Origin of the sequence: Staphylococcus lloydii (genome assembly GCF_015775975.1) — a bacterium.
Lineage (GTDB): Bacteria > Bacillota > Bacilli > Staphylococcales > Staphylococcaceae > Staphylococcus > Staphylococcus lloydii.
This window is the reverse complement of the sequence record NZ_CP064056.1, coordinates 2,193,946-2,211,394: the sequence shown is the minus strand read 5'-3', so window position 1 is coordinate 2,211,394 and position 17,449 is coordinate 2,193,946. Positions and strand designations below refer to the sequence as shown.

The window sequence follows — 17,449 nt, the reverse complement described above, 5'->3', positions numbered from 1 at the left end:
TATAATTATCGCTGATCTACTTTTCTGTAAGTATCGATAACTGATTTGATTTTGTTGATGACAACATCTAGCGAATCTGGGTCTGCATGTAAATCATATTCATTAATATTTACGCGAACAACCGGACACACGTTAAACTGGCTAATCCAAGTTTCATAACGTTGGAATAACTTCTGCCAATATTGCGGGTCAGTATCGATTTCCATTTGACGTCCACGTTGTTGTATACGCTGAATGACTTCGTCATAATCACATTCTAAATAAATAAGTACATCGGGTTTAGGGAAATAAGGTGTCATCACCATAGCATTAAATAATTCAGAGTAAGTGTTAAAATCTTCGTCTGTCATTGTCCCTTGTTCTTCATGCATTTTTGCGAAAATATCTACGTCTTCATAAATTGAACGGTCTTGGACAAAGCCGCCACCATATTCAAACATACGTTTCTGTTCTTTAAAACGCTCCGCCAAAAAGTAAATTTGTAAATGAAAACTCCAACGTTGAAAATCATGATAAAATTTATCTAAATATGGATTATGTTCTACATTTTCAAATGATGTACGGAAATTTAAACGATCTGCTAAAGCTTGAGTTAAGGTTGATTTTCCTACTCCTACAGTTCCTGCAATAGTAATCACTGCATCTTGTGGAATGCCATAATTATTCATCTTTCGTTCCTCCTATAAGTGGTCGTACAAGTTCTAATATATGTTGATAATCCTCGTCATTCGTTACAAAATCAATTGTTGATGTATCAATTTTTATGACATTCTGGCCATCAGCTTTTAATGTATCGTAAAAATGAGTATAATCTTCTTTTAGAGCAAATAAATAATCATCAGATATTTGATGTTCAAAGCTACGATTTCTTTTGGCAATTCTTTGTTGAAGTACTGTTAAATCAGCATCTAAGAAGATTATGATATTTGGCATCTGTAAGTCTTCGGTTAAAATGTCATAAATGCGTGAGAATTTTTCATATTCAGTTGGTGTCAGTGTATTGTGTGCGAATATTTTATTTTTATATATGTGATAATCGCTAACAATACCTTGGTGAATAAGTGCTAAATCTTGAAATTGTTTATATCGATTACATAAAAAGAACATTTCAGTTTGGAAACTCCATTTTGATATATCATCATAGAAGTCGGAAAGAAATGGATTTTCATCGATAATTTCATTTTCTTCGTAATAATTTAAATCTTGGCTTAATTTATGTGTTAAGGAAGATTTTCCAACGCCAATAGGGCCTTCGATTGCTATAAATGGTTTATTCATGGTTAACGCTCCAAATGTTAAAATAGACATTAAGTATTGTACCATATGTGAGGTGTGAGACACATGACAAGTGATGAAAAATATATGAAAGTTGCTATAAGTGAAGCTTTAAAGGCCCGACACATCGGTGAAGTACCAATTGGTGCTATCATTGTAAAAGACAATAATATTATTGCGCGAGCGCATAATTTAAGAGAAACGTTACAAGATCCAACAGCACATGCTGAATATTTAGCGATACAAAAAGCTGCTAAAATAGTCGGAAGTTGGCGTTTGGAAGACTGTACATTATATGTAACGTTAGAACCGTGTGTCATGTGTGCAGGGGCAATCGTAATGAGTCGTATATCAAGAGTTGTATATGGGGCAAGCGACCCTAAAGGTGGTTGTAGTGGCAGTTTAATGGATTTAACACAAGAACCACGCTTTAATCATAGAGCTATTGTAGACAAACATATATTAGCAGAAGAATGCGGTGAATTATTGCGCTCATTCTTTAAAAATATAAGAAAAAATAAAAAAATCAGCCGAACAGACGATAATACAAACACGTAAAGTTTTGTTAAACTATATAATGTGTTATAAAAAGTGTGCGTATTTATTGATTACAGGCAAGTGTGTAACTTAATACAGAAGGGGACGATAATTTATAATGATCAAATTAATTGCAACAGATATGGATGGCACATTATTAAATGCTGCACATGAAATTTCAGAGGAAAATATTCAAGCTATTGAATATGCGCAATCACAAGGGATTACCGTAGTCATTGCTACAGGCCGTGCATTTTATGAGGCTAATACACCGGTCGCACAAACTGATTTAAAAGTGCCATACATTTGTTTGAATGGGGCTGAAGTTAGAGATGAATCATTTAACATTAGCAGTACTTCAAACTTAAACAGAGAATTAATAGATAGGATTACAGATATACTTAATAGAGATAATATTTATTATCAAATATATACTAACATTGGCATTTATACCGAAAATCCACAACGTGACTTAGATATTTATATTGATATTGCTGAACGTGCCGGTCAAAAAGCGGACGTAGACAAGATTAAAGCAGGTATCCAAAAAAGAATCGATAACGGCACTTTAAAAGTTGTCGATAATTATGACAAAATTAAAGACACTCCTGGAGAAATCGTCATGAAAATTCTTGCCTTTGATAGCGATCTCGACAAAATTGATCGCGTGAGTGAAGAGTTAGCACAATCAGGTAGTTTGGCAGTGTCGTCATCTTCAAGAGGTAATATTGAAATTACACACGCGGATGCACAAAAGGGGATTGCATTACAAACCATTGCCGACAGATTACAAGTTGATATGTCTGAAGTTATGGCAATAGGTGATAATTTAAATGATATCTCTATGCTCGAGCATGCAGGTTATTCTGTTGCAATGGCAAATGCTACATCTGAAGTGAAAGCAACTGCTAAATTTGAAACTGAATCAAATGAAGATAGCGGCGTTGGTAAGGCAATTATGAAATTACTTAAAGAATATAATAACTAATATTAGAGGTGACTTAATTATGAAAGGATTAATTATAGTTGGTAGCGCAAAATTAGGCTCCCATACGACAGCTTTATCACAATATTTGAAAGGCCATTTTGAAGAACACGACTTCGAAACGGAAATATTTGATTTAGCAGAAAAACCAATTCATCAATTAGATGTTTCTGGAGCTTCAATGCCTACAGAAACTTATAAAAATAATTTAGCTGAATTACAATCGAAAGCTCGAGAAGCTGACTTTTTCGTTTTAGGTAGTCCAAACTATCATGGTTCTTATTCAGGTATCTTAAAAAATGCTTTAGATCATTTAACGATGGACGATTTCAAAATGAAACCAGTTGGTTTGATTGGCAATAGTGGTGGTATTGTGAGTGCAGAACCATTATCTCATTTACGTTTGATAGTGCGTACTTTACTAGGTATTGCGGTACCTACGCAAATTGCTACACATGATTCTGATTATAATAAACTTGAAGATGGTACATTATATTTAGCAAACGAAGAATTTCAGTTACGTTCTAAATTATTTGTAGATCAAATTATTTCTTTCGTAAAAAACAGTCCATATGAACATTTAAAATAAAGAAATTAAAATTGCTTGAGGCATAGTAACCTTTGGCTTATAAATAAACGTCAATTGCTATTGAAATATAGTAATTGACGTTTTTATATTTATATAACTTTAATAGTTGATTGATAGTGAAGTAGGTTAAATATAAAAAGAACTAATCTGTAAATTAGTTCTTTTTGGAAAAATGAAATTTGGAGTACAGAATATATTTATTACACTGTTGCTGCTATTAATTTGCTAACTATAGAATGGTATTGTTGCAATATTTTGTTGATACCTGCTAAATCTATGTCATATAAATAAATACGCCTTTCGTCATGTGAATCTCTTTCCTTTTTTAATAATTTAAGACTTATTAGATTACTTAATTGTGATGAAATAGGCGTGTTTTTATTATGTAACGATTTTTTTAATTCAGATGCTTCAATACACGTTTTATTAATTTCAGCTATTTTATCTAAAATTACGATTTCTACTAAAGTAATATTTAATTTTTGTTTTACTACTTTTTTAATTAAGGTTCTTTTTTCTTCATATTTGATAATATCCATATTTATCACCGACTTTATAGATTTTATTTAATTTTGCTTAATTAGACCATTATATTTTTACTCATGTTTCTGGTGAGCAAAGATAAATTTATTCAAAAAGTGAGAGATTGTCATAATCAGTATGAAATTGAGCATTTCACCGTGTATATGCTTAGTTGTTTAATCGAGTAACCATTTAGCATTATGTGTGATTTGCTATCGTAATACATATAGATAATGTAGTTTTCATAAACTTTAACAATTCTCGAGATAGAACATAATGATTGTATGTTTAAAACGTGTAAGTCCATTTTGATCTATAGCATGTAATGCATTTTTAAATAATTGATTACTTGGATAATTTAAAGACTTCAATTGTGAGGTAAGAGTTAAATATAGAGTGAAATAATGATGGTTTATTGATAATTTTAATAGCGTAGCGTGATGTGGAAAGACAATAGTTTGGTCACAGTCATAGAAGACATCGACTATTTAATAATGCAGCAATGCCGTTGGTTTTAAGAGGAGGAGATTACCGTTAATAAAAAATAAACAGTGACGCGGCCCCAGATTTGTAAGTCCGTGTACAACAATTTGGTTATTAAACACCGTCAATGTGAAATCTATACTTAAGAACCACACAAAATAAATAATTATGTATGAATGGTTGAAATTGCTGAATAAACTTATATCGTATAGTAATTATTTTAATATGTTTCTCATTTAATGGGGGTATTATTTTTTTACTCTTTATGTTTATTTATTTACATTATTTTTGGTAATTTTACTATAAGCTAAAAATATTAATGCTAAAATCAAAAATTTTAGTTTAAAACAAAAAAACTGGAATAATCACATGTAAACATAGTTATATACAATGAATTATTCCAGTAAAAAGTTAAAACTTATTATTTTCTATATTTAATTTTTGCAAAAGCATCATGTTGATGAATAGATTCTTCATTTCTACATTCAATATCGAACCCTTCTATCCATTCGAATCCTACTAAATCGGCTGCTATAAGACGAATAAGGTCTTCTACAAAGCGTGGATTTTCATATGCACGTTCTGTAACGCTTTTTTCATCAGGGCGTTTTAAAATAGGGTATAATATTGAACTTGCATTAGCTTCCATTGCATCTAAAATAATTTCTTTGTAATTATCATTTAATGGCGTGTCTTTATCTAAATAAGCTTTTACAGTTACATAACCTCGTTGATTATGGGCTGAATATTCACTTATTTCTTTAGAACAAGGACATAGTGTTGTTACTGCAGCATTAATTGTTAATTCTTTACGTGTAATAGAATCTCCATCAATTGCTAAGCCAAATGTGACATCTGCATTTCCTATTGCTTTAATGTTAGTGACTGGGCTTAAACGATTGAAAAACCATTTGCCAGAAACATCTACGCCGGCAGCACTTTGTTTCATACTCGTTTGTAACGTACGTAATACTTCGTTGAGTGAAGTGAAATTAAGTTGGATTCCATTATCGTAATGTTTTTCGACACTTTCAAGAATACGACTCATATTGATGCCTTTTTCATCTTGGGTCAAACTTGTAGAAAAACTAAAAGTACCGGCAGTTTGATAGTCGTCAATTTTGACAGGATAAACTAAGTTTTTAATGCCTACTTCCTCTATATCAAATAAAAAATTTTTGTTTGTGCTTTGTAAGTCGGTCATTTCTTCTTTAACGACAGGTTTTGTACCTTCGATAGGGTCGACAGAACCAAAATGTTTCCATCTTCCTTCTCTTGTAGATAAGTCTAATTCAGTCATGCTATTGCCTCCACTTAAGATTCAAAGTTATAAGTCCAATATGGTTCAACTTGTAAGAAACTATTTGCTTCTCCGTCTACATCAGGGGTAGCTAATTGTTGTAAAAATGGACCTGTTTGTGATGCGTGTGCTTCAAAAGCACGTAATTTAACATCCTTATAATCACTGATCTTATTTAAAATATCAGGCTCGCCGAGTTTTTCTGGTGCATCATTACTAAAAGCAACTAATTGCAGTCTCGGTCTCTCTTCTTTTGGCATCTTACCAACGGTTCTAACTACTGCTTCAGCCGTTGCTTCATGGTCAGGATGCACTGCAAAATTAGGATAGAATGAAATAATTACTGAGGGTTGTAATTCATCAATTAAAGATTTTACCATATTATCCATTTCGTCGTGTGGCTCAAATTCAACTGTTTTATCTCGTAATCCCATTTTACGTAAATCTTTAATACCGATTGCTTCAGCGGCAGCTTCAAGTTCTTGTTCACGTATATTAGGTAATGATTCTCTTGTGGCGAACGGTGGGTTGCCTAAGTTACGTCCCATTTGACCGAGCGTTAAACAAGCATAAGTAACGGGCACTCCATTATCTATATAACGGGCTAACGTTCCAGCAGATGAGAACGTTTCGTCGTCTGGGTGTGGAAAAATTACGAGTACGTGGTTTTCTTCTGACATGCTTTCGTCCTCCTCTATATGTTAAATGGTTGTGTACTAATTTCTAAAGTTGCAGCTAATTGACCTTCATAATTAAAACCTGCTATTAGAAATTCATTATTATCGTTAACTTCAAAATGGGTTAATCCTTGAACATAAACCCAACCACTATTTACTAATTTTAAACCTACGCGATATGGATCTTTTTCTCCACCTTTAAGCTGTGCATGTTCGAAAGTTATCTGGATATTTCTTAAAAATGTACCAGCATTAAACACACGTTGATCAAAATGATTTGCATATGCACCATTCGTAGTTTCAACGTGAATATATACTGGTTTATTCGCGTAAGAATCAAGCAAAGATTGTACTTTGTCATATTCTATTAATTCCAACAAATTCACTCCTTATCCTAAGAAAATGCTATAAATGTAATATGTTTAGCATTACTATGCTATATGCTGATAATAGCAATCAAATATTTATAAAAAGAACAAATTAAATGGAGATTTGTTCTTATGTGTGTCATATTATTGCCCACATATCATGGTTAAAATTGGTTATCTTTATATTCTACTAAAAACAAGTGCAGAAATGTACATGTATGCTCAATAAAATGTAAATTTAAATATCAATGATACATGATTTTAACGAGAATAACTAGTATATATGGGAAAAGATTAACTGTCATTTTCTATCTGCTAAATGAGCTATAAGTTTAACGCGAGTGATGTCGGGTAAACCATTAAAGGAATTGATTTGAGCAATATGTAAGTATAACGTGTTGAATTCACGTAAAATAACAGTATGATTGATAACTTTGAAAGGATGAATATGAATGGAACTACAATTAGCAATTGATTTATTAAATAAAGAAGAAGCTGCAGAATTAGCTAATAAAGTAAAAGATTATGTTGATATCGTAGAAATTGGTACTCCTATCGTTATTAATGAAGGTTTACCTTCAGTTCAACATTTAGATGATAATATTGATGGTGTGAAAGTGTTAGCAGACCTTAAAATTATGGATGCTGCAGGATATGAAGTAAGTCAAGCTGTTAAATATGGCGCTGATGTAGTTACAATATTAGGCGTGGCTGAAGATGCTTCAATCAAAGGTGCTGTAGAAGAAGCACATAAAAACAATAAAGAATTATTAGTTGATATGATTGCTGTTCAAGATTTAGAACAGCGTGCAAAAGAATTAGACGCATTAGGTGCTGACTATATCATGGTGCATACTGGTTATGACTTACAAGCAGAAGGCGTTTCACCATTAGATAGCTTACGTAAAGTAAAATCAGTAATTACGAATTCAAAACTTGCTGTAGCAGGTGGTATTAAACCAGGTACAATTGAAGAAGTAGCTAAAGAAGAGCCTGATTTAATCGTCGTTGGTGGCGGTATTGCTAATGCTGACGATCCAGTTGCAGCAGCTCAACAATGTCGTAATGCGATTGATGGTAGATAATTATGGCAGAAATCACTAATTATAGATTAATGTTGGATGAATTGGATCGTACATTATCCAATATTAAAGAAAATGAAGCTAAGACGTTTTTAGAACAAGTCATTTCAGCTAATGATGTCTTTGTTTCAGGTAAAGGAAGATCTGGATATGTAGCAAATAGCTTTGCTATGAGATTAAATCAACTTGGTAAACGCGCACATGTCGTAGGAGAGTCAACGACTCCTTCAATTACAGAAGAAGATTTGTTTATTATTGTTTCTGGCTCAGGTTCTACTGAACATTTGAAAATTTTAGCGGAAAAAGCCAAAAGTACAAATGCACAAGTTGTATTATTAACGACTAAACCAGAATCGCCAATCGGCAAGTTAGCTAACTCCGTTATTGAGTTACCTGCGGGTACGAAATATGATGCGGAAGGTTCGGCTCAACCGTTAGGCACTTTATTTGAACAAGCGACACAAATTTTCTTTGATAGTATCGTTTTAGATTTAATGGAAGCATTGAATGTAGACGAGAACACAATGCAACAAAACCATGCTAATTTAGAATAAAGAAATGATGCTAGTTAAATAAATATTACTAATATTAAAAGCAATTTCTATTGAAATAAATAGAAATTGCTTTTTTTATGCAGTGATAAATGTTTGTGAAGTATGTACCTTTGTAAAAGGCGACGATAATTTCAAGACAGTTCAAGTGTAGGTTTTAGATAAGAAATGGGAATAGTCACCAAATATTATCCAATAGCATATAAAATATGGTGACGAATGATAAAAATTAAGCTAAAAAGATTATAAATTTGGGCGTTATATGGCATTGGACACCACATCGTTATGATAGATGGTTATCGACAAGTCAATTGGATCATTAAGTTACTGTATATGTGAATTGTGTCTTTAATCGCTAACTTACGAGCACTATATTATAATTAACAGTAATAATTAAATTTGTAGGTGTAATTTATGACATTATTAACTAACATTGAACATCATGCACAAAAAAATGGAGACCATACAGCGATTAAAATCGATGCACAACAAATAACATATAAATCACTAAAAGATAAAATAGTGGAAAAGCATTACAAATTGCAGCATATTGAACGGCAAGCTACTGTTGCTTTAAATATGCAAAACCCTTTGAAGTTAATTATTTATTATTTAGCAGTTTTACAATCTAACGCGATACCTTGCGTGATAGATTATCGTTGGCCACAAGAGACTAAAAATAAAATATATAATCAGTATGATATTAATTATGAAATTAACAATGATGAAGAAATAGCACAATTGCATCATGATATTATGGATCAATATTTAGAGGATATTTTACATATTGGTTTTACATCAGGCACTACAGGTTTACCTAAAGCTTACTTTCGTAATGAGCAATCGTGGTTAGTTTCTTTTGAACAACATGACTTAATGATGGAAATAATTCCGGATTATATTGTTTCTCCAGGACCTATAGCACATTCATTGGCATTATTTGCGTGTGTTTATGCGCTATATATTGGTAAAACTTTTGTAGGTCAACAACAATTTGATGCTACAAAACTATTAAAAGATATGTGCATGATGAAAAGCAATGTTGCATTTTTTGGTGTCCCCACAATGATTCAACAACTAGCACATCAAAAGATTAAAGTACCACAACTCAGTCATTTGTTTAGCACCGGAGATAAATTCAACCATAATTTACGTGCCAGTATTGAGCAACAATTTGCCAATGCCATTGTCATAGAATTCTTTGGCTCTTCTGAGGCGAGCTATATTAGCTATAATTACAACAATGAAGCACCTAATGACTCGGTAGGTAAGCTATTTCCTAATGTGGCAACCTCGATAACTGATAAAGATGAACGGGGAATTGGTTTGTTATCAATAAAAAGTAATATGACTTTCAGTGGCTATGTACCTCAGAGAATTAATAATAACGAGTGGATTGCAATTGGTGATTATGCTTCTATCGATAATGATGATTATTTATATCTTCATGGAAGAGAACATGACCGCATTATAATTGGTGGGGAGAATGTTTATCCAATAGAAATAGAGCGAGCTATGGCATTGAATGAAGCTGTACACGAAGTATTAGTCATAAGCCAAAATCACCATAAATTTGGTGAATTAGCTATTTTATTATATACGGGTGACAGAGAAATAGATTATAAAGAGATGCGCGAATTTTTATCGACAAAGCTGACCCGTTATCAAATTCCGTCCAAAATAGTAAAAATACCTAAAATGGTTTATACAAGTAGTGGTAAGATTGCTAGAAAAGAAATGCAAAGTAAGTATGAGGAAGGGAGGTTTAATATATGAAGAAACCAATTATAGTTGCCGCTAAACGAACTGCTTTTGGAAAATATGGCGGAACTTTAAAGCATCTTGAGCCTGAACAATTATTATTACCTTTATTTGAAAATTTTAAATCACAATGCCCAGATATTATGACAAAAATTGATGATATTATATTAGGAAATGTCGTTGGCAACGGAGGAAACGTTGCACGTAAATCGTTATTAGAAGCTAGTTTGGATAGTAGTATTCCAGGCGTTACTATAGATCGACAATGTGGTTCAGGCCTAGAAGCCGTTATTCAAGCTTGTCGTATGATTCAAGCTGAAGCGGGAAAAGTGTTCATTGCTGGCGGCGTCGAAAGTTCAAGCAGAGCACCATGGAAAATTAAACGCCCTCAATCAGTTTATGATAATGAATTGCCAATGTTTTATGAACGTGCTTCATTTGCACCTGAAAATCAAGACCCTTCGATGATTGAGGCGGCAGAAAATGTAGCGCAGCACTATAATATTACCAAAGAGCAACAAGATAGATTTGCCTACGAAAGTCATCAAAAAACGATAAAAGCTTATGACCAACAACAAATTACCCAGGAAATATTACCAATAACAGTAAAAGGTAAGTCTTTTTCTATAGATGAAAGTGTTAAACCCCGATTAACATATGAAAAAATAAGTCGTTTTAAACCGTTGTTGGCTGATGGTAGCGTTAGCATTGGTAATTGTTGCATGAAGAATGATGGCGCAGTGTTGTTACTAGTTATGGAAGAAAAACTAGCACAATCATTAGGTTTTATTGAAGGTTTGCAATTTATAGATAGCTCGATTAAAGGTGTAAATCCTAATTTGTTAGGCATTGGTCCGGTTCCTGCTGTGACGCAATTATTACACAAACATAAAATGACTATGCAAGATATTGATGCCGTAGAACTAAATGAAGCATTTGCTTCTCAAGTTTTAGCCTGTAAACGACAACTTGATATTACAGAGCGACAACTTAATCAATGGGGAGGGGCAATAGCTTCCGGACACCCATATGGTGCTAGTGGTGCAGCATTAGTCACACGTTTATTTTATATGAAAAAAGCAGATAAGAGTATTGCCACAATGGGCATAGGAGGTGGCATGGGTAATGCAATACTCTTCCACAGATGGAACTGAAAATAAAGTAGTACGGTTTCAAAGTTCGTGTGTCGCGAGCTATAAAAAATTATTTGATATAACTCAATATGATAATGACGAAGTCCCGCCACTATATTGTGCAAAGTTATGGGGACAATTTGAACTGTTCCAACAGTTTCGGCACAGTACGATTACGCTAAGTAAGACAAATATTGAGCAAATAGCCAAATTGAAAGTTAACGAAGATTATATTGCTCAAATGACAATGCTAAGTTGTAAAATTATCAAGCAATATAAACGTTATCAATTTTTGCTGGAAATTTATAAAAATAATTCAAAATGTATTTCTATTAATCAGACGTTTATAAAGAAGGTGGAAAATGATACAAATAACTAAACAATTTGTAGAAACTTATTTATCACTTATCGATGATCAAAATCCAATACATGATCATATCGTTCCAGGGCAATTAGTCGTAGAAATTATAATTTCTCAACTGAATTTAGACTGGAAATATTATGAAGTGAAATACGTGAACCCTATTAGTATTAATGAGGAAATAACTTTCGAAAACTGTCATGACGGTAAAGTTAATGTTTTAAATGGTGACAGTGTGGTAAAGTTAATTGTTCTTAATAAGAACAATTAAGCATATTAGTTGTGTACGGTTGTTTTTCGAAAATTACTTAGTTTCAAAATTATTTTAAAAGGTAATCACTTTTTTTATAAATGTATGAAAATAAATTTTCGAAAAATAATAAGTTAATTAGCTGTTTGACAAAGTGAATTAATTCCGTATAATACAATAGCATGCTAAGGGAGTGACATGTTCAATGGATTTTGATAAAAGCAATATAAACATGGTTGAAACAAAAAAAGCGAAAAAAACGGTATTCGCGACAGGAATTGGTAATGCCATGGAATGGTTTGACTTTGGTCTTTATTCTTATTTGGCAGTCATCATAAGTCAAAACTTTTTCAGTTCAGTTCAAAATGATCAAGTGAAACTGATATTTACTTTTGCTACATTCGCAATTGCGTTCCTACTTAGACCAGTAGGTGGTATTATCTTCGGTATCATTGGAGATAAATACGGTAGAAAAGTAGTACTAACAACGACGATTATAATGATGGCATTTTCTACATTATTGATCGGGCTGTTACCTACATACGATCAAATTGGTATATGGGCGCCTATATTATTATTATTAGGACGTGTATTACAAGGATTTTCAACAGGTGGGGAATACGCTGGAGCAATGGTATACGTTGCAGAGTCTTCACCAGATAAAAAGCGTAATTCTTTAGGCTGTGGACTTGAAATAGGTACACTATCAGGTTATATCGCAGCTTCAGTATTAAGTGGTGTATTATTCTTCGCTTTAAGTTCTGAGCAAATGGCTAGTTGGGGATGGAGAATTCCGTTCATTCTAGGTTTATTCTTAGGTATCTTTGGTTTCTACTTACGTAGAAAATTAGAAGAATCACCAGTGTACGAAAATGATATCGAAGCTACACCTAAACGTGATAATGTAAATTTCTTAACGATTATCAGATATTATTATAAAGATATTATTGTTTGTTTCGTAGCAGTTGCATTCTTTAACTGTACAAATTATATGGTAACTTCATATTTACCTTCATATTTACAAGGCGTAGTGAAGTTAGATGATACTTTAGTATCATTGCTAATTACTGTTGTAATGGCTGTTATGATTCCGTTAGCGCTCATGTTTGGTAGAGTGGCAGACAAAATCGGTGAGAAAAAGGTATTCTTAATTGGTTTAATCGGTACAGCTGTTTTAAGTACCGTAGCATTCTCATTATTCCAAACTAAATCGCTAGTATTTATTATCATCGGTATTTTCATTTTAGGCTTCTTCTTATCAACGTATGAAGCGACTATGCCAGGTTCATTACCAACAATGTTCTATACGCATATACGTTACAGAACGCTAGCTGTAACATTTAACGTATCAGTATCATTATTTGGTGGTACAACACCATTAATAGCTTCTAGTTTAGTAGCTAAAACAGGCGATCCTTTATCTCCTGCTTATTACTTAACTGCGGTAAGTATTGTGGGTATTATCGTTGTAGGCTTACTGCATGTAAGTACTGCAGGTAAATCTTTAAAAGGGTCTTATCCTAACGTATCAAGTCAAAAAGAATTTGATTATTATGCGGAAAATCCTAAGAAAGCATTATGGTGGATTAAAGATAAACGTGTATAATATTAATACATTCAAAACACTTAGTAACTGTTCATGTTACTAAGTGTTTTTTGTGTTTGTGTCAGCAAATAATAAATATGATATGATGGCAATTAAATAAAAATAAAATAGTTAGGGGAATGAGATGCCCAATTTATCGCCACCTATATATGCTTTGCTTATCGCTACTTTTTTGCAAAAGTTTACAGAATTTTTAGTTATTCCATTTTTATCTATTTATTTAGTATCACAATATCATTATAGCGGTTTTACGGTAGGGACTATTTTAGCCGTTGTAGCCATTACTAAAATGGTTATGAGTTTTGTTGCATCACCGTTTTTAGACCAATATGATAAAAAAGTAATTATCTACGTAGGCTTATCAATTTGTGTGATTAGCTTTGCTAGTTTTCCATTTATACATAATTATATTGGTTTTATTGCATTTTCAATTTTTTCGAGTGTAGGAACATCATTAGCAGTACCGTTATATAAAGCTTTAATCTCAATACTATCACCAGAAGATAAGAAGAAATTAGTCTTTAATTTACGCTACTACTTAATTAATTTAGCGGCTGCTTTTGCGCCGTTATTATCGACGCAATGGCAAGCTATCGGCTATGCAAATCTATTCTACGCTGTAGCTTTAGCTTATAGCATTAATATTTTAGTGTTTATGTACACTTTCACTAAATTTAATGTCGATTTATCACATTTTAAACAAGCAACATCATTGTCATTTAAACAATCCATTAATATATTTAAAAATAATATAAGTTTTGTATATTTGATTGCAGGCGCTGTATTTTTCGTTTTTGGCTACAATCAAATGACTGTACTATTACCTCAATTTTTCACTCATGAACATGGTGCACATTCCGCTTCAAGCTTATACGCACAATTAGTATTGGTAAATGGAATTACAGTATTAACGTGTCAGTATTTTATTTATAAAATTGGCAATAAAGTACCTACGAAAAATGCGGTTATGATTGGTGGGACATTGTTACCTATTGGACTTTTCCTACTTGGTACGATGACACATATTGTGCTGCTTGTAGTGGCGATGTTTATATTTACCATTGGAGAAATGTTTGTATTTACAATGCTAGATATAAGGATTGATGAGATTTCACAAGAAGGATTAAAGGGTTCGTATTATTCGTTAGCAGGCTTGCAAAACTTTGGTGGTTTAGTGGCACCATTGTTAGGTGGTTACTTGCTTGATGTTACGCAACATGGTTTTATACTTTTTGGGATTTTAGCCATTATTACATTTATGAGTGTATGGATGTTTAGCTTAAGTAAGAAGAAAGAAATATATGCTGCATAAAAAAAGAGCGACGTTGTAGTTAGTAAACTTCGAGGGGTCTCTCCAAGTCATCAAAGGGGACAATCTTTGACTAACATAACGTCGCTCTATAGGTGAGTTAATTAGGGTTTTTGTAACGCAAAGTATCATTTGTAAGGGGACAACTTATAAATATACTTTAATACAAATCATTCTTAGGGGGAGTTAATTTCATGTTCAAATGTTTAAGGTTGTACTTATAGGTATTACTTATGTGTGCTCTATAGGTGTTGCTTCAGTTAATAACTAAGATTCATGTTATCAACGTCGCTTTCAAGTAGAGAGAGTAACCTGTACAATTCTGAGTTACTAAAATTTTCATCAAACTTCACAGTTATTGTTTTAAAAGTTTTAGTAATAATCTCACAAATAGGGTTACCATTTTCAAAAGCTTGTTTGTAGATTATCATGTTGCGTTCCTCCTTTGCTCTCTACATGTATTATAATAACTTAATTACTTTATAAATACATGAGTCTGGGGTATCAAATTGATATCAGACTTTCGACCGGTATTTTATCTCTTACGTATAGAGCTAGTTTGTAACAAGTGTTAAATGGTTTAAACAATAGGATATTGAGATAAATAACTAACTATTGAAACATTCCCTCCTTTGTTGCTCTATGTTAAATATAATAAACCATGTGTCATGAAAACACATGAGTCTGGGGTATCAACTTTTATTCGGTCCTAAGGATAGATAACTTCTATATCGTGAGACCTATAAAGATAGACAGTTTAATTTTTTGAGCCTAGTGTAATGATTAATGTAAGGTAAATATATAATATGAGGATAGTAGTAAAAGGGGCGATAATATGAAATTAGGTATCATTGGCATTGGCAAGGTAGGAAGTCAATTTTTAACAGACATTCAATATATGAATCAATTTTCTGAAATAACGGTTATTGATACTAATGAAAAGTTAGTTAAAGGCGAAGTGCTAGACCATCAACATATGCAAGGTTTAGCTTCAACAAATAGTATTGATGTACATGTTGGAGAGTATAAAGATTTGGCAGATGCTAATATCATCGTTGTAACGGCAAGTACGCCCATGGATGCGTCCATTGTAGATCGTACAAGTTTGGCACGTAATAATAAAACAATTGTGAAAGATATTATGTCACAAATTGAACAAGTTACACATGATGCAATCGTTATTTTTATTACTAATCCGGTAGATGCTATGACATATATCGCAACTACCACTTCTAATTATCCTAAGCATAAAATTTTAGGTACGGGCACATTGTTAGAAAGTGCGCGTTTTAGAAAATTAATTGCTAATCATTATAATATTGACCCTAAAAGTGTAGAGGCTTTCGTAATGGGTGAACATGGTAAGCACGCTGTACCTATTTGGAGCCGTGTGCGTATTGGTGGAATGACTATCGACGAATTCGAAAAACTTTATGATTGTGAACCTATAGATAAAGCAGCGATAAGTAGTATCATCGATAAGGTGGCTTTTGATGTTTTACATAATAAAGGCTGGACGAATACAGCCATTTCAAGGGCTACAGTTGAATTGGTGAATACTATTGTGTTAAATCAACGTGCAATTTTACCGGTAACTTCAATGTTAGAAGGTGAATATAATAAGCGCAATGTAGGATTAGGCATTCCTACATTAATTAGTAACCAAGGTGTAGAAAAACGGTTTGATATGGAGTTAGATAAGATAGAACTACAACATCTTGCAGATGCGGAAGCTTATATTAAAGAAGCAATCGCAGTGGAAGAAGCATAATAATAAAGTCCCTTCATTGATGTATTAATGAAGGGACTTTATTGTGGAATATTTTAAACTTCTGTTACGTCAACATCGATTTGTTCTACACGATTATAGGCACCATGATCAACTGGGCCAACAAAGTCATTCATTTTCCAACCGTTTTTAATAGCTGAAGCAACGAACGCTTTAGCAGCAATAACAGCTTCTTTAGGTGATTTGCCATTCGCTAAATAAGCAGTAGTAGCCGCTGCGAAAGTACAGCCTGCACCATGGTTGTAACTTTGTTGGAACATGTCTGTTGTTAATTGATAGTAATTTTGACCATCGAAATACAAATCATATGATTTTTCTTGATCCAACGCTTTACCGCCTTTAATAATTACATGATTAGCGCCTTGTTCATGAATGATTTTAGCAGCTTTTTTCATGTCGTCTATCGTAGTTAATTTACCCAAATTAGATAATTGACCCGCTTCAAATAAATTTGGTGTTACAACAGTTGCTTTTGGTAAAAGATATTTAATCATCGCATCTGTATTACCTGGGTTTAATACTTCATCTTCCCCTTTACAAACCATAACAGGGTCTACGACAAAGTAGTCAGCACCTGATTCTTCAAATGCTTCCCCAGCACGTTTGATAATTTCCTCAGTACCTAACATACCTGTTTTGACTGCATCTGGTCCGATAGAAATTGCAGTTTCCAATTGTTTTTCAAAAACATCAAATGGAATTGGTGTTACATCGTGTGACCATGTTGCTTTATCCATCGTTACGATTGAAGTTAAAGCTACAATGCCATATGTTTGTAGCTCTTGAAAAGTTTTTAAGTCAGCTTGCATACCAGCGCCAGCACTAGTGTCAGAACCGGCAATTGTTAATGTTTTTTTTAATGCCATAAATA

Annotated in this window: 20 protein-coding genes; 12 read left to right on the top strand and 8 right to left on the bottom strand. The window is 32.9% G+C overall.

Annotated features, from left to right (window positions below; translation table 11 throughout):
• Window positions 1-5: 5 nt before the first annotated feature.
• The gene (locus ISP08_RS10925; RefSeq protein ID WP_048792407.1) at window positions 6-668 is read right to left on the bottom strand and encodes a deoxynucleoside kinase; all 663 of its coding nucleotides are present in this window, start codon (window positions 666-668) and stop codon (window positions 6-8) included.
• Window positions 661-1,278: a deoxynucleoside kinase gene (locus tag ISP08_RS10920; RefSeq protein WP_048792408.1), complete on the bottom strand. Its 618-nt coding sequence runs from the start codon at window positions 1,276-1,278 to the stop codon at window positions 661-663. The genes ISP08_RS10925 and ISP08_RS10920 overlap by 8 nt, the downstream gene beginning before the upstream one ends.
• Before the next feature lie 63 nt (window positions 1,279-1,341).
• Between ISP08_RS10920 and tadA the strand changes: the two genes are divergently transcribed.
• From tadA to ISP08_RS10905, 3 genes are all read left to right on the top strand, one after another.
• Entirely contained in the window at window positions 1,342-1,833 is a 492-nt protein-coding gene (tadA, locus tag ISP08_RS10915; protein WP_195718645.1) for a tRNA adenosine(34) deaminase TadA, read from the top strand.
• A 97-nt stretch (window positions 1,834-1,930) separates the two neighbouring features.
• The gene (locus ISP08_RS10910) at window positions 1,931-2,800 is read left to right on the top strand and encodes a Cof-type HAD-IIB family hydrolase (protein WP_195718644.1); all 870 of its coding nucleotides are present in this window, start codon (window positions 1,931-1,933) and stop codon (window positions 2,798-2,800) included.
• A gap of 19 nt (window positions 2,801-2,819) precedes the next feature.
• Window positions 2,820-3,386, top strand: a complete 567-nt coding sequence (locus tag ISP08_RS10905; protein WP_195718643.1) for an NADPH-dependent FMN reductase — start codon at window positions 2,820-2,822, stop codon at window positions 3,384-3,386.
• A gap of 200 nt (window positions 3,387-3,586) precedes the next feature.
• Here ISP08_RS10905 and ISP08_RS10900 read toward each other — a convergent pair whose 3' ends face one another.
• From ISP08_RS10900 to ISP08_RS10885, 4 genes are all read right to left on the bottom strand, one after another.
• A complete protein-coding gene (locus ISP08_RS10900; protein ID WP_195718642.1) occupies window positions 3,587-3,925 on the bottom strand; it encodes a transcriptional regulator, SarA/Rot family in 339 nt (112 codons plus the stop codon).
• Between the two features lie 887 nt (window positions 3,926-4,812).
• Entirely contained in the window at window positions 4,813-5,691 is an 879-nt protein-coding gene (gene folE2 / locus ISP08_RS10895) for a GTP cyclohydrolase FolE2 (protein ID WP_195718641.1), read from the bottom strand.
• 14 nt (window positions 5,692-5,705) lie between these two features.
• Window positions 5,706-6,371, bottom strand: a complete 666-nt coding sequence (gene bshB2 / locus ISP08_RS10890) for a bacillithiol biosynthesis deacetylase BshB2 (RefSeq protein WP_048792414.1) — start codon at window positions 6,369-6,371, stop codon at window positions 5,706-5,708.
• 14 nt (window positions 6,372-6,385) lie between these two features.
• Entirely contained in the window at window positions 6,386-6,745 is a 360-nt protein-coding gene (locus ISP08_RS10885) for a YojF family protein (protein WP_048792415.1), read from the bottom strand.
• A gap of 443 nt (window positions 6,746-7,188) precedes the next feature.
• Between ISP08_RS10885 and hxlA the strand changes: the two genes are divergently transcribed.
• From hxlA to ISP08_RS10845, 8 genes are all read left to right on the top strand, one after another.
• The gene (hxlA, locus tag ISP08_RS10880) at window positions 7,189-7,821 is read left to right on the top strand and encodes a 3-hexulose-6-phosphate synthase (RefSeq protein WP_048792416.1); all 633 of its coding nucleotides are present in this window, start codon (window positions 7,189-7,191) and stop codon (window positions 7,819-7,821) included.
• 2 nt (window positions 7,822-7,823) lie between these two features.
• Window positions 7,824-8,372, top strand: coding sequence for a 6-phospho-3-hexuloisomerase (hxlB, locus tag ISP08_RS10875; protein ID WP_195718640.1), 549 nt, complete (start codon window positions 7,824-7,826; stop codon window positions 8,370-8,372).
• Between the two features lie 411 nt (window positions 8,373-8,783).
• Complete coding sequence (locus tag ISP08_RS10870) at window positions 8,784-10,145, top strand: AMP-binding protein (protein WP_195718639.1); 1,362 nt, start codon at window positions 8,784-8,786, stop codon at window positions 10,143-10,145.
• Window positions 10,142-11,284, top strand: coding sequence for a thiolase family protein (locus ISP08_RS10865; RefSeq protein ID WP_195718638.1), 1,143 nt, complete (start codon window positions 10,142-10,144; stop codon window positions 11,282-11,284). The genes ISP08_RS10870 and ISP08_RS10865 overlap by 4 nt, the downstream gene beginning before the upstream one ends.
• Window positions 11,256-11,642 carry a hypothetical protein gene (locus tag ISP08_RS10860; RefSeq protein ID WP_195718637.1) on the top strand — a complete coding sequence of 129 codons (387 nt, stop codon included), beginning with the start codon at window positions 11,256-11,258 and terminating at the stop codon, window positions 11,640-11,642. Before ISP08_RS10865 ends, ISP08_RS10860 begins: the two co-directional genes overlap by 29 nt.
• Window positions 11,626-11,895, top strand: a complete 270-nt coding sequence (locus tag ISP08_RS10855) for a hypothetical protein (protein WP_195718636.1) — start codon at window positions 11,626-11,628, stop codon at window positions 11,893-11,895. The genes ISP08_RS10860 and ISP08_RS10855 overlap by 17 nt, the downstream gene beginning before the upstream one ends.
• Window positions 11,896-12,079: 184 nt before the next feature.
• Window positions 12,080-13,480, top strand: coding sequence for an MFS transporter (locus tag ISP08_RS10850; protein ID WP_195718635.1), 1,401 nt, complete (start codon window positions 12,080-12,082; stop codon window positions 13,478-13,480).
• Window positions 13,481-13,652: 172 nt separating this feature from the next.
• Window positions 13,653-14,792, top strand: coding sequence for an MFS transporter (locus ISP08_RS10845; protein ID WP_196931163.1), 1,140 nt, complete (start codon window positions 13,653-13,655; stop codon window positions 14,790-14,792).
• Window positions 14,793-15,049: 257 nt separating this feature from the next.
• Here the strand turns inward: ISP08_RS10845 and vraX are convergent, their stop codons facing one another.
• Window positions 15,050-15,220 (bottom strand): C1q-binding complement inhibitor VraX, encoded by a 171-nt coding sequence (gene vraX / locus ISP08_RS10840; protein WP_048792425.1) that lies wholly within the window; start codon window positions 15,218-15,220, stop codon window positions 15,050-15,052.
• Window positions 15,221-15,624: 404 nt separating this feature from the next.
• Here vraX and ISP08_RS10835 point away from each other — a divergent pair, with 404 nt between their 5' ends.
• Window positions 15,625-16,560: a lactate/malate family dehydrogenase gene (locus tag ISP08_RS10835; protein ID WP_048792426.1), complete on the top strand. Its 936-nt coding sequence runs from the start codon at window positions 15,625-15,627 to the stop codon at window positions 16,558-16,560.
• Window positions 16,561-16,613: 53 nt separating this feature from the next.
• Here ISP08_RS10835 and thiD read toward each other — a convergent pair whose 3' ends face one another.
• Window positions 16,614-17,444 carry a bifunctional hydroxymethylpyrimidine kinase/phosphomethylpyrimidine kinase gene (thiD, locus tag ISP08_RS10830; protein ID WP_048792427.1) on the bottom strand — a complete coding sequence of 277 codons (831 nt, stop codon included), beginning with the start codon at window positions 17,442-17,444 and terminating at the stop codon, window positions 16,614-16,616.
• Window positions 17,445-17,449: the final 5 nt, after the last annotated feature.

What these genes read in the sequence shown, in the direction of transcription:
- ISP08_RS10925 (WP_048792407.1), bottom strand. Translation starts at nt 668, where the DNA reads ATGAATAATTATGGCATTCCACAAGATGCAGTGATTACTATTGCAGGA.
- ISP08_RS10920 (WP_048792408.1), bottom strand. Translation starts at nt 1,278, where the DNA reads ATGAATAAACCATTTATAGCAATCGAAGGCCCTATTGGCGTTGGAAAA.
- tadA (WP_195718645.1), top strand. Translation starts at nt 1,342, where the DNA reads ATGACAAGTGATGAAAAATATATGAAAGTTGCTATAAGTGAAGCTTTA.
- ISP08_RS10910 (WP_195718644.1), top strand. Translation starts at nt 1,931, where the DNA reads ATGATCAAATTAATTGCAACAGATATGGATGGCACATTATTAAATGCT.
- ISP08_RS10905 (WP_195718643.1), top strand. Translation starts at nt 2,820, where the DNA reads ATGAAAGGATTAATTATAGTTGGTAGCGCAAAATTAGGCTCCCATACG.
- ISP08_RS10900 (WP_195718642.1), bottom strand. Translation starts at nt 3,925, where the DNA reads ATGGATATTATCAAATATGAAGAAAAAAGAACCTTAATTAAAAAAGTA.
- folE2 (WP_195718641.1), bottom strand. Translation starts at nt 5,691, where the DNA reads ATGACTGAATTAGACTTATCTACAAGAGAAGGAAGATGGAAACATTTT.
- bshB2 (WP_048792414.1), bottom strand. Translation starts at nt 6,371, where the DNA reads ATGTCAGAAGAAAACCACGTACTCGTAATTTTTCCACACCCAGACGAC.
- hxlA (WP_048792416.1), top strand. Translation starts at nt 7,189, where the DNA reads ATGGAACTACAATTAGCAATTGATTTATTAAATAAAGAAGAAGCTGCA.
- hxlB (WP_195718640.1), top strand. Translation starts at nt 7,824, where the DNA reads ATGGCAGAAATCACTAATTATAGATTAATGTTGGATGAATTGGATCGT.
- ISP08_RS10870 (WP_195718639.1), top strand. Translation starts at nt 8,784, where the DNA reads ATGACATTATTAACTAACATTGAACATCATGCACAAAAAAATGGAGAC.
- ISP08_RS10865 (WP_195718638.1), top strand. Translation starts at nt 10,142, where the DNA reads ATGAAGAAACCAATTATAGTTGCCGCTAAACGAACTGCTTTTGGAAAA.
- ISP08_RS10860 (WP_195718637.1), top strand. Translation starts at nt 11,256, where the DNA reads ATGCAATACTCTTCCACAGATGGAACTGAAAATAAAGTAGTACGGTTT.
- ISP08_RS10855 (WP_195718636.1), top strand. Translation starts at nt 11,626, where the DNA reads ATGATACAAATAACTAAACAATTTGTAGAAACTTATTTATCACTTATC.
- ISP08_RS10850 (WP_195718635.1), top strand. Translation starts at nt 12,080, where the DNA reads ATGGATTTTGATAAAAGCAATATAAACATGGTTGAAACAAAAAAAGCG.
- vraX (WP_048792425.1), bottom strand. Translation starts at nt 15,220, where the DNA reads ATGATAATCTACAAACAAGCTTTTGAAAATGGTAACCCTATTTGTGAG.
- ISP08_RS10835 (WP_048792426.1), top strand. Translation starts at nt 15,625, where the DNA reads ATGAAATTAGGTATCATTGGCATTGGCAAGGTAGGAAGTCAATTTTTA.
- thiD (WP_048792427.1), bottom strand. Translation starts at nt 17,444, where the DNA reads ATGGCATTAAAAAAAACATTAACAATTGCCGGTTCTGACACTAGTGCT.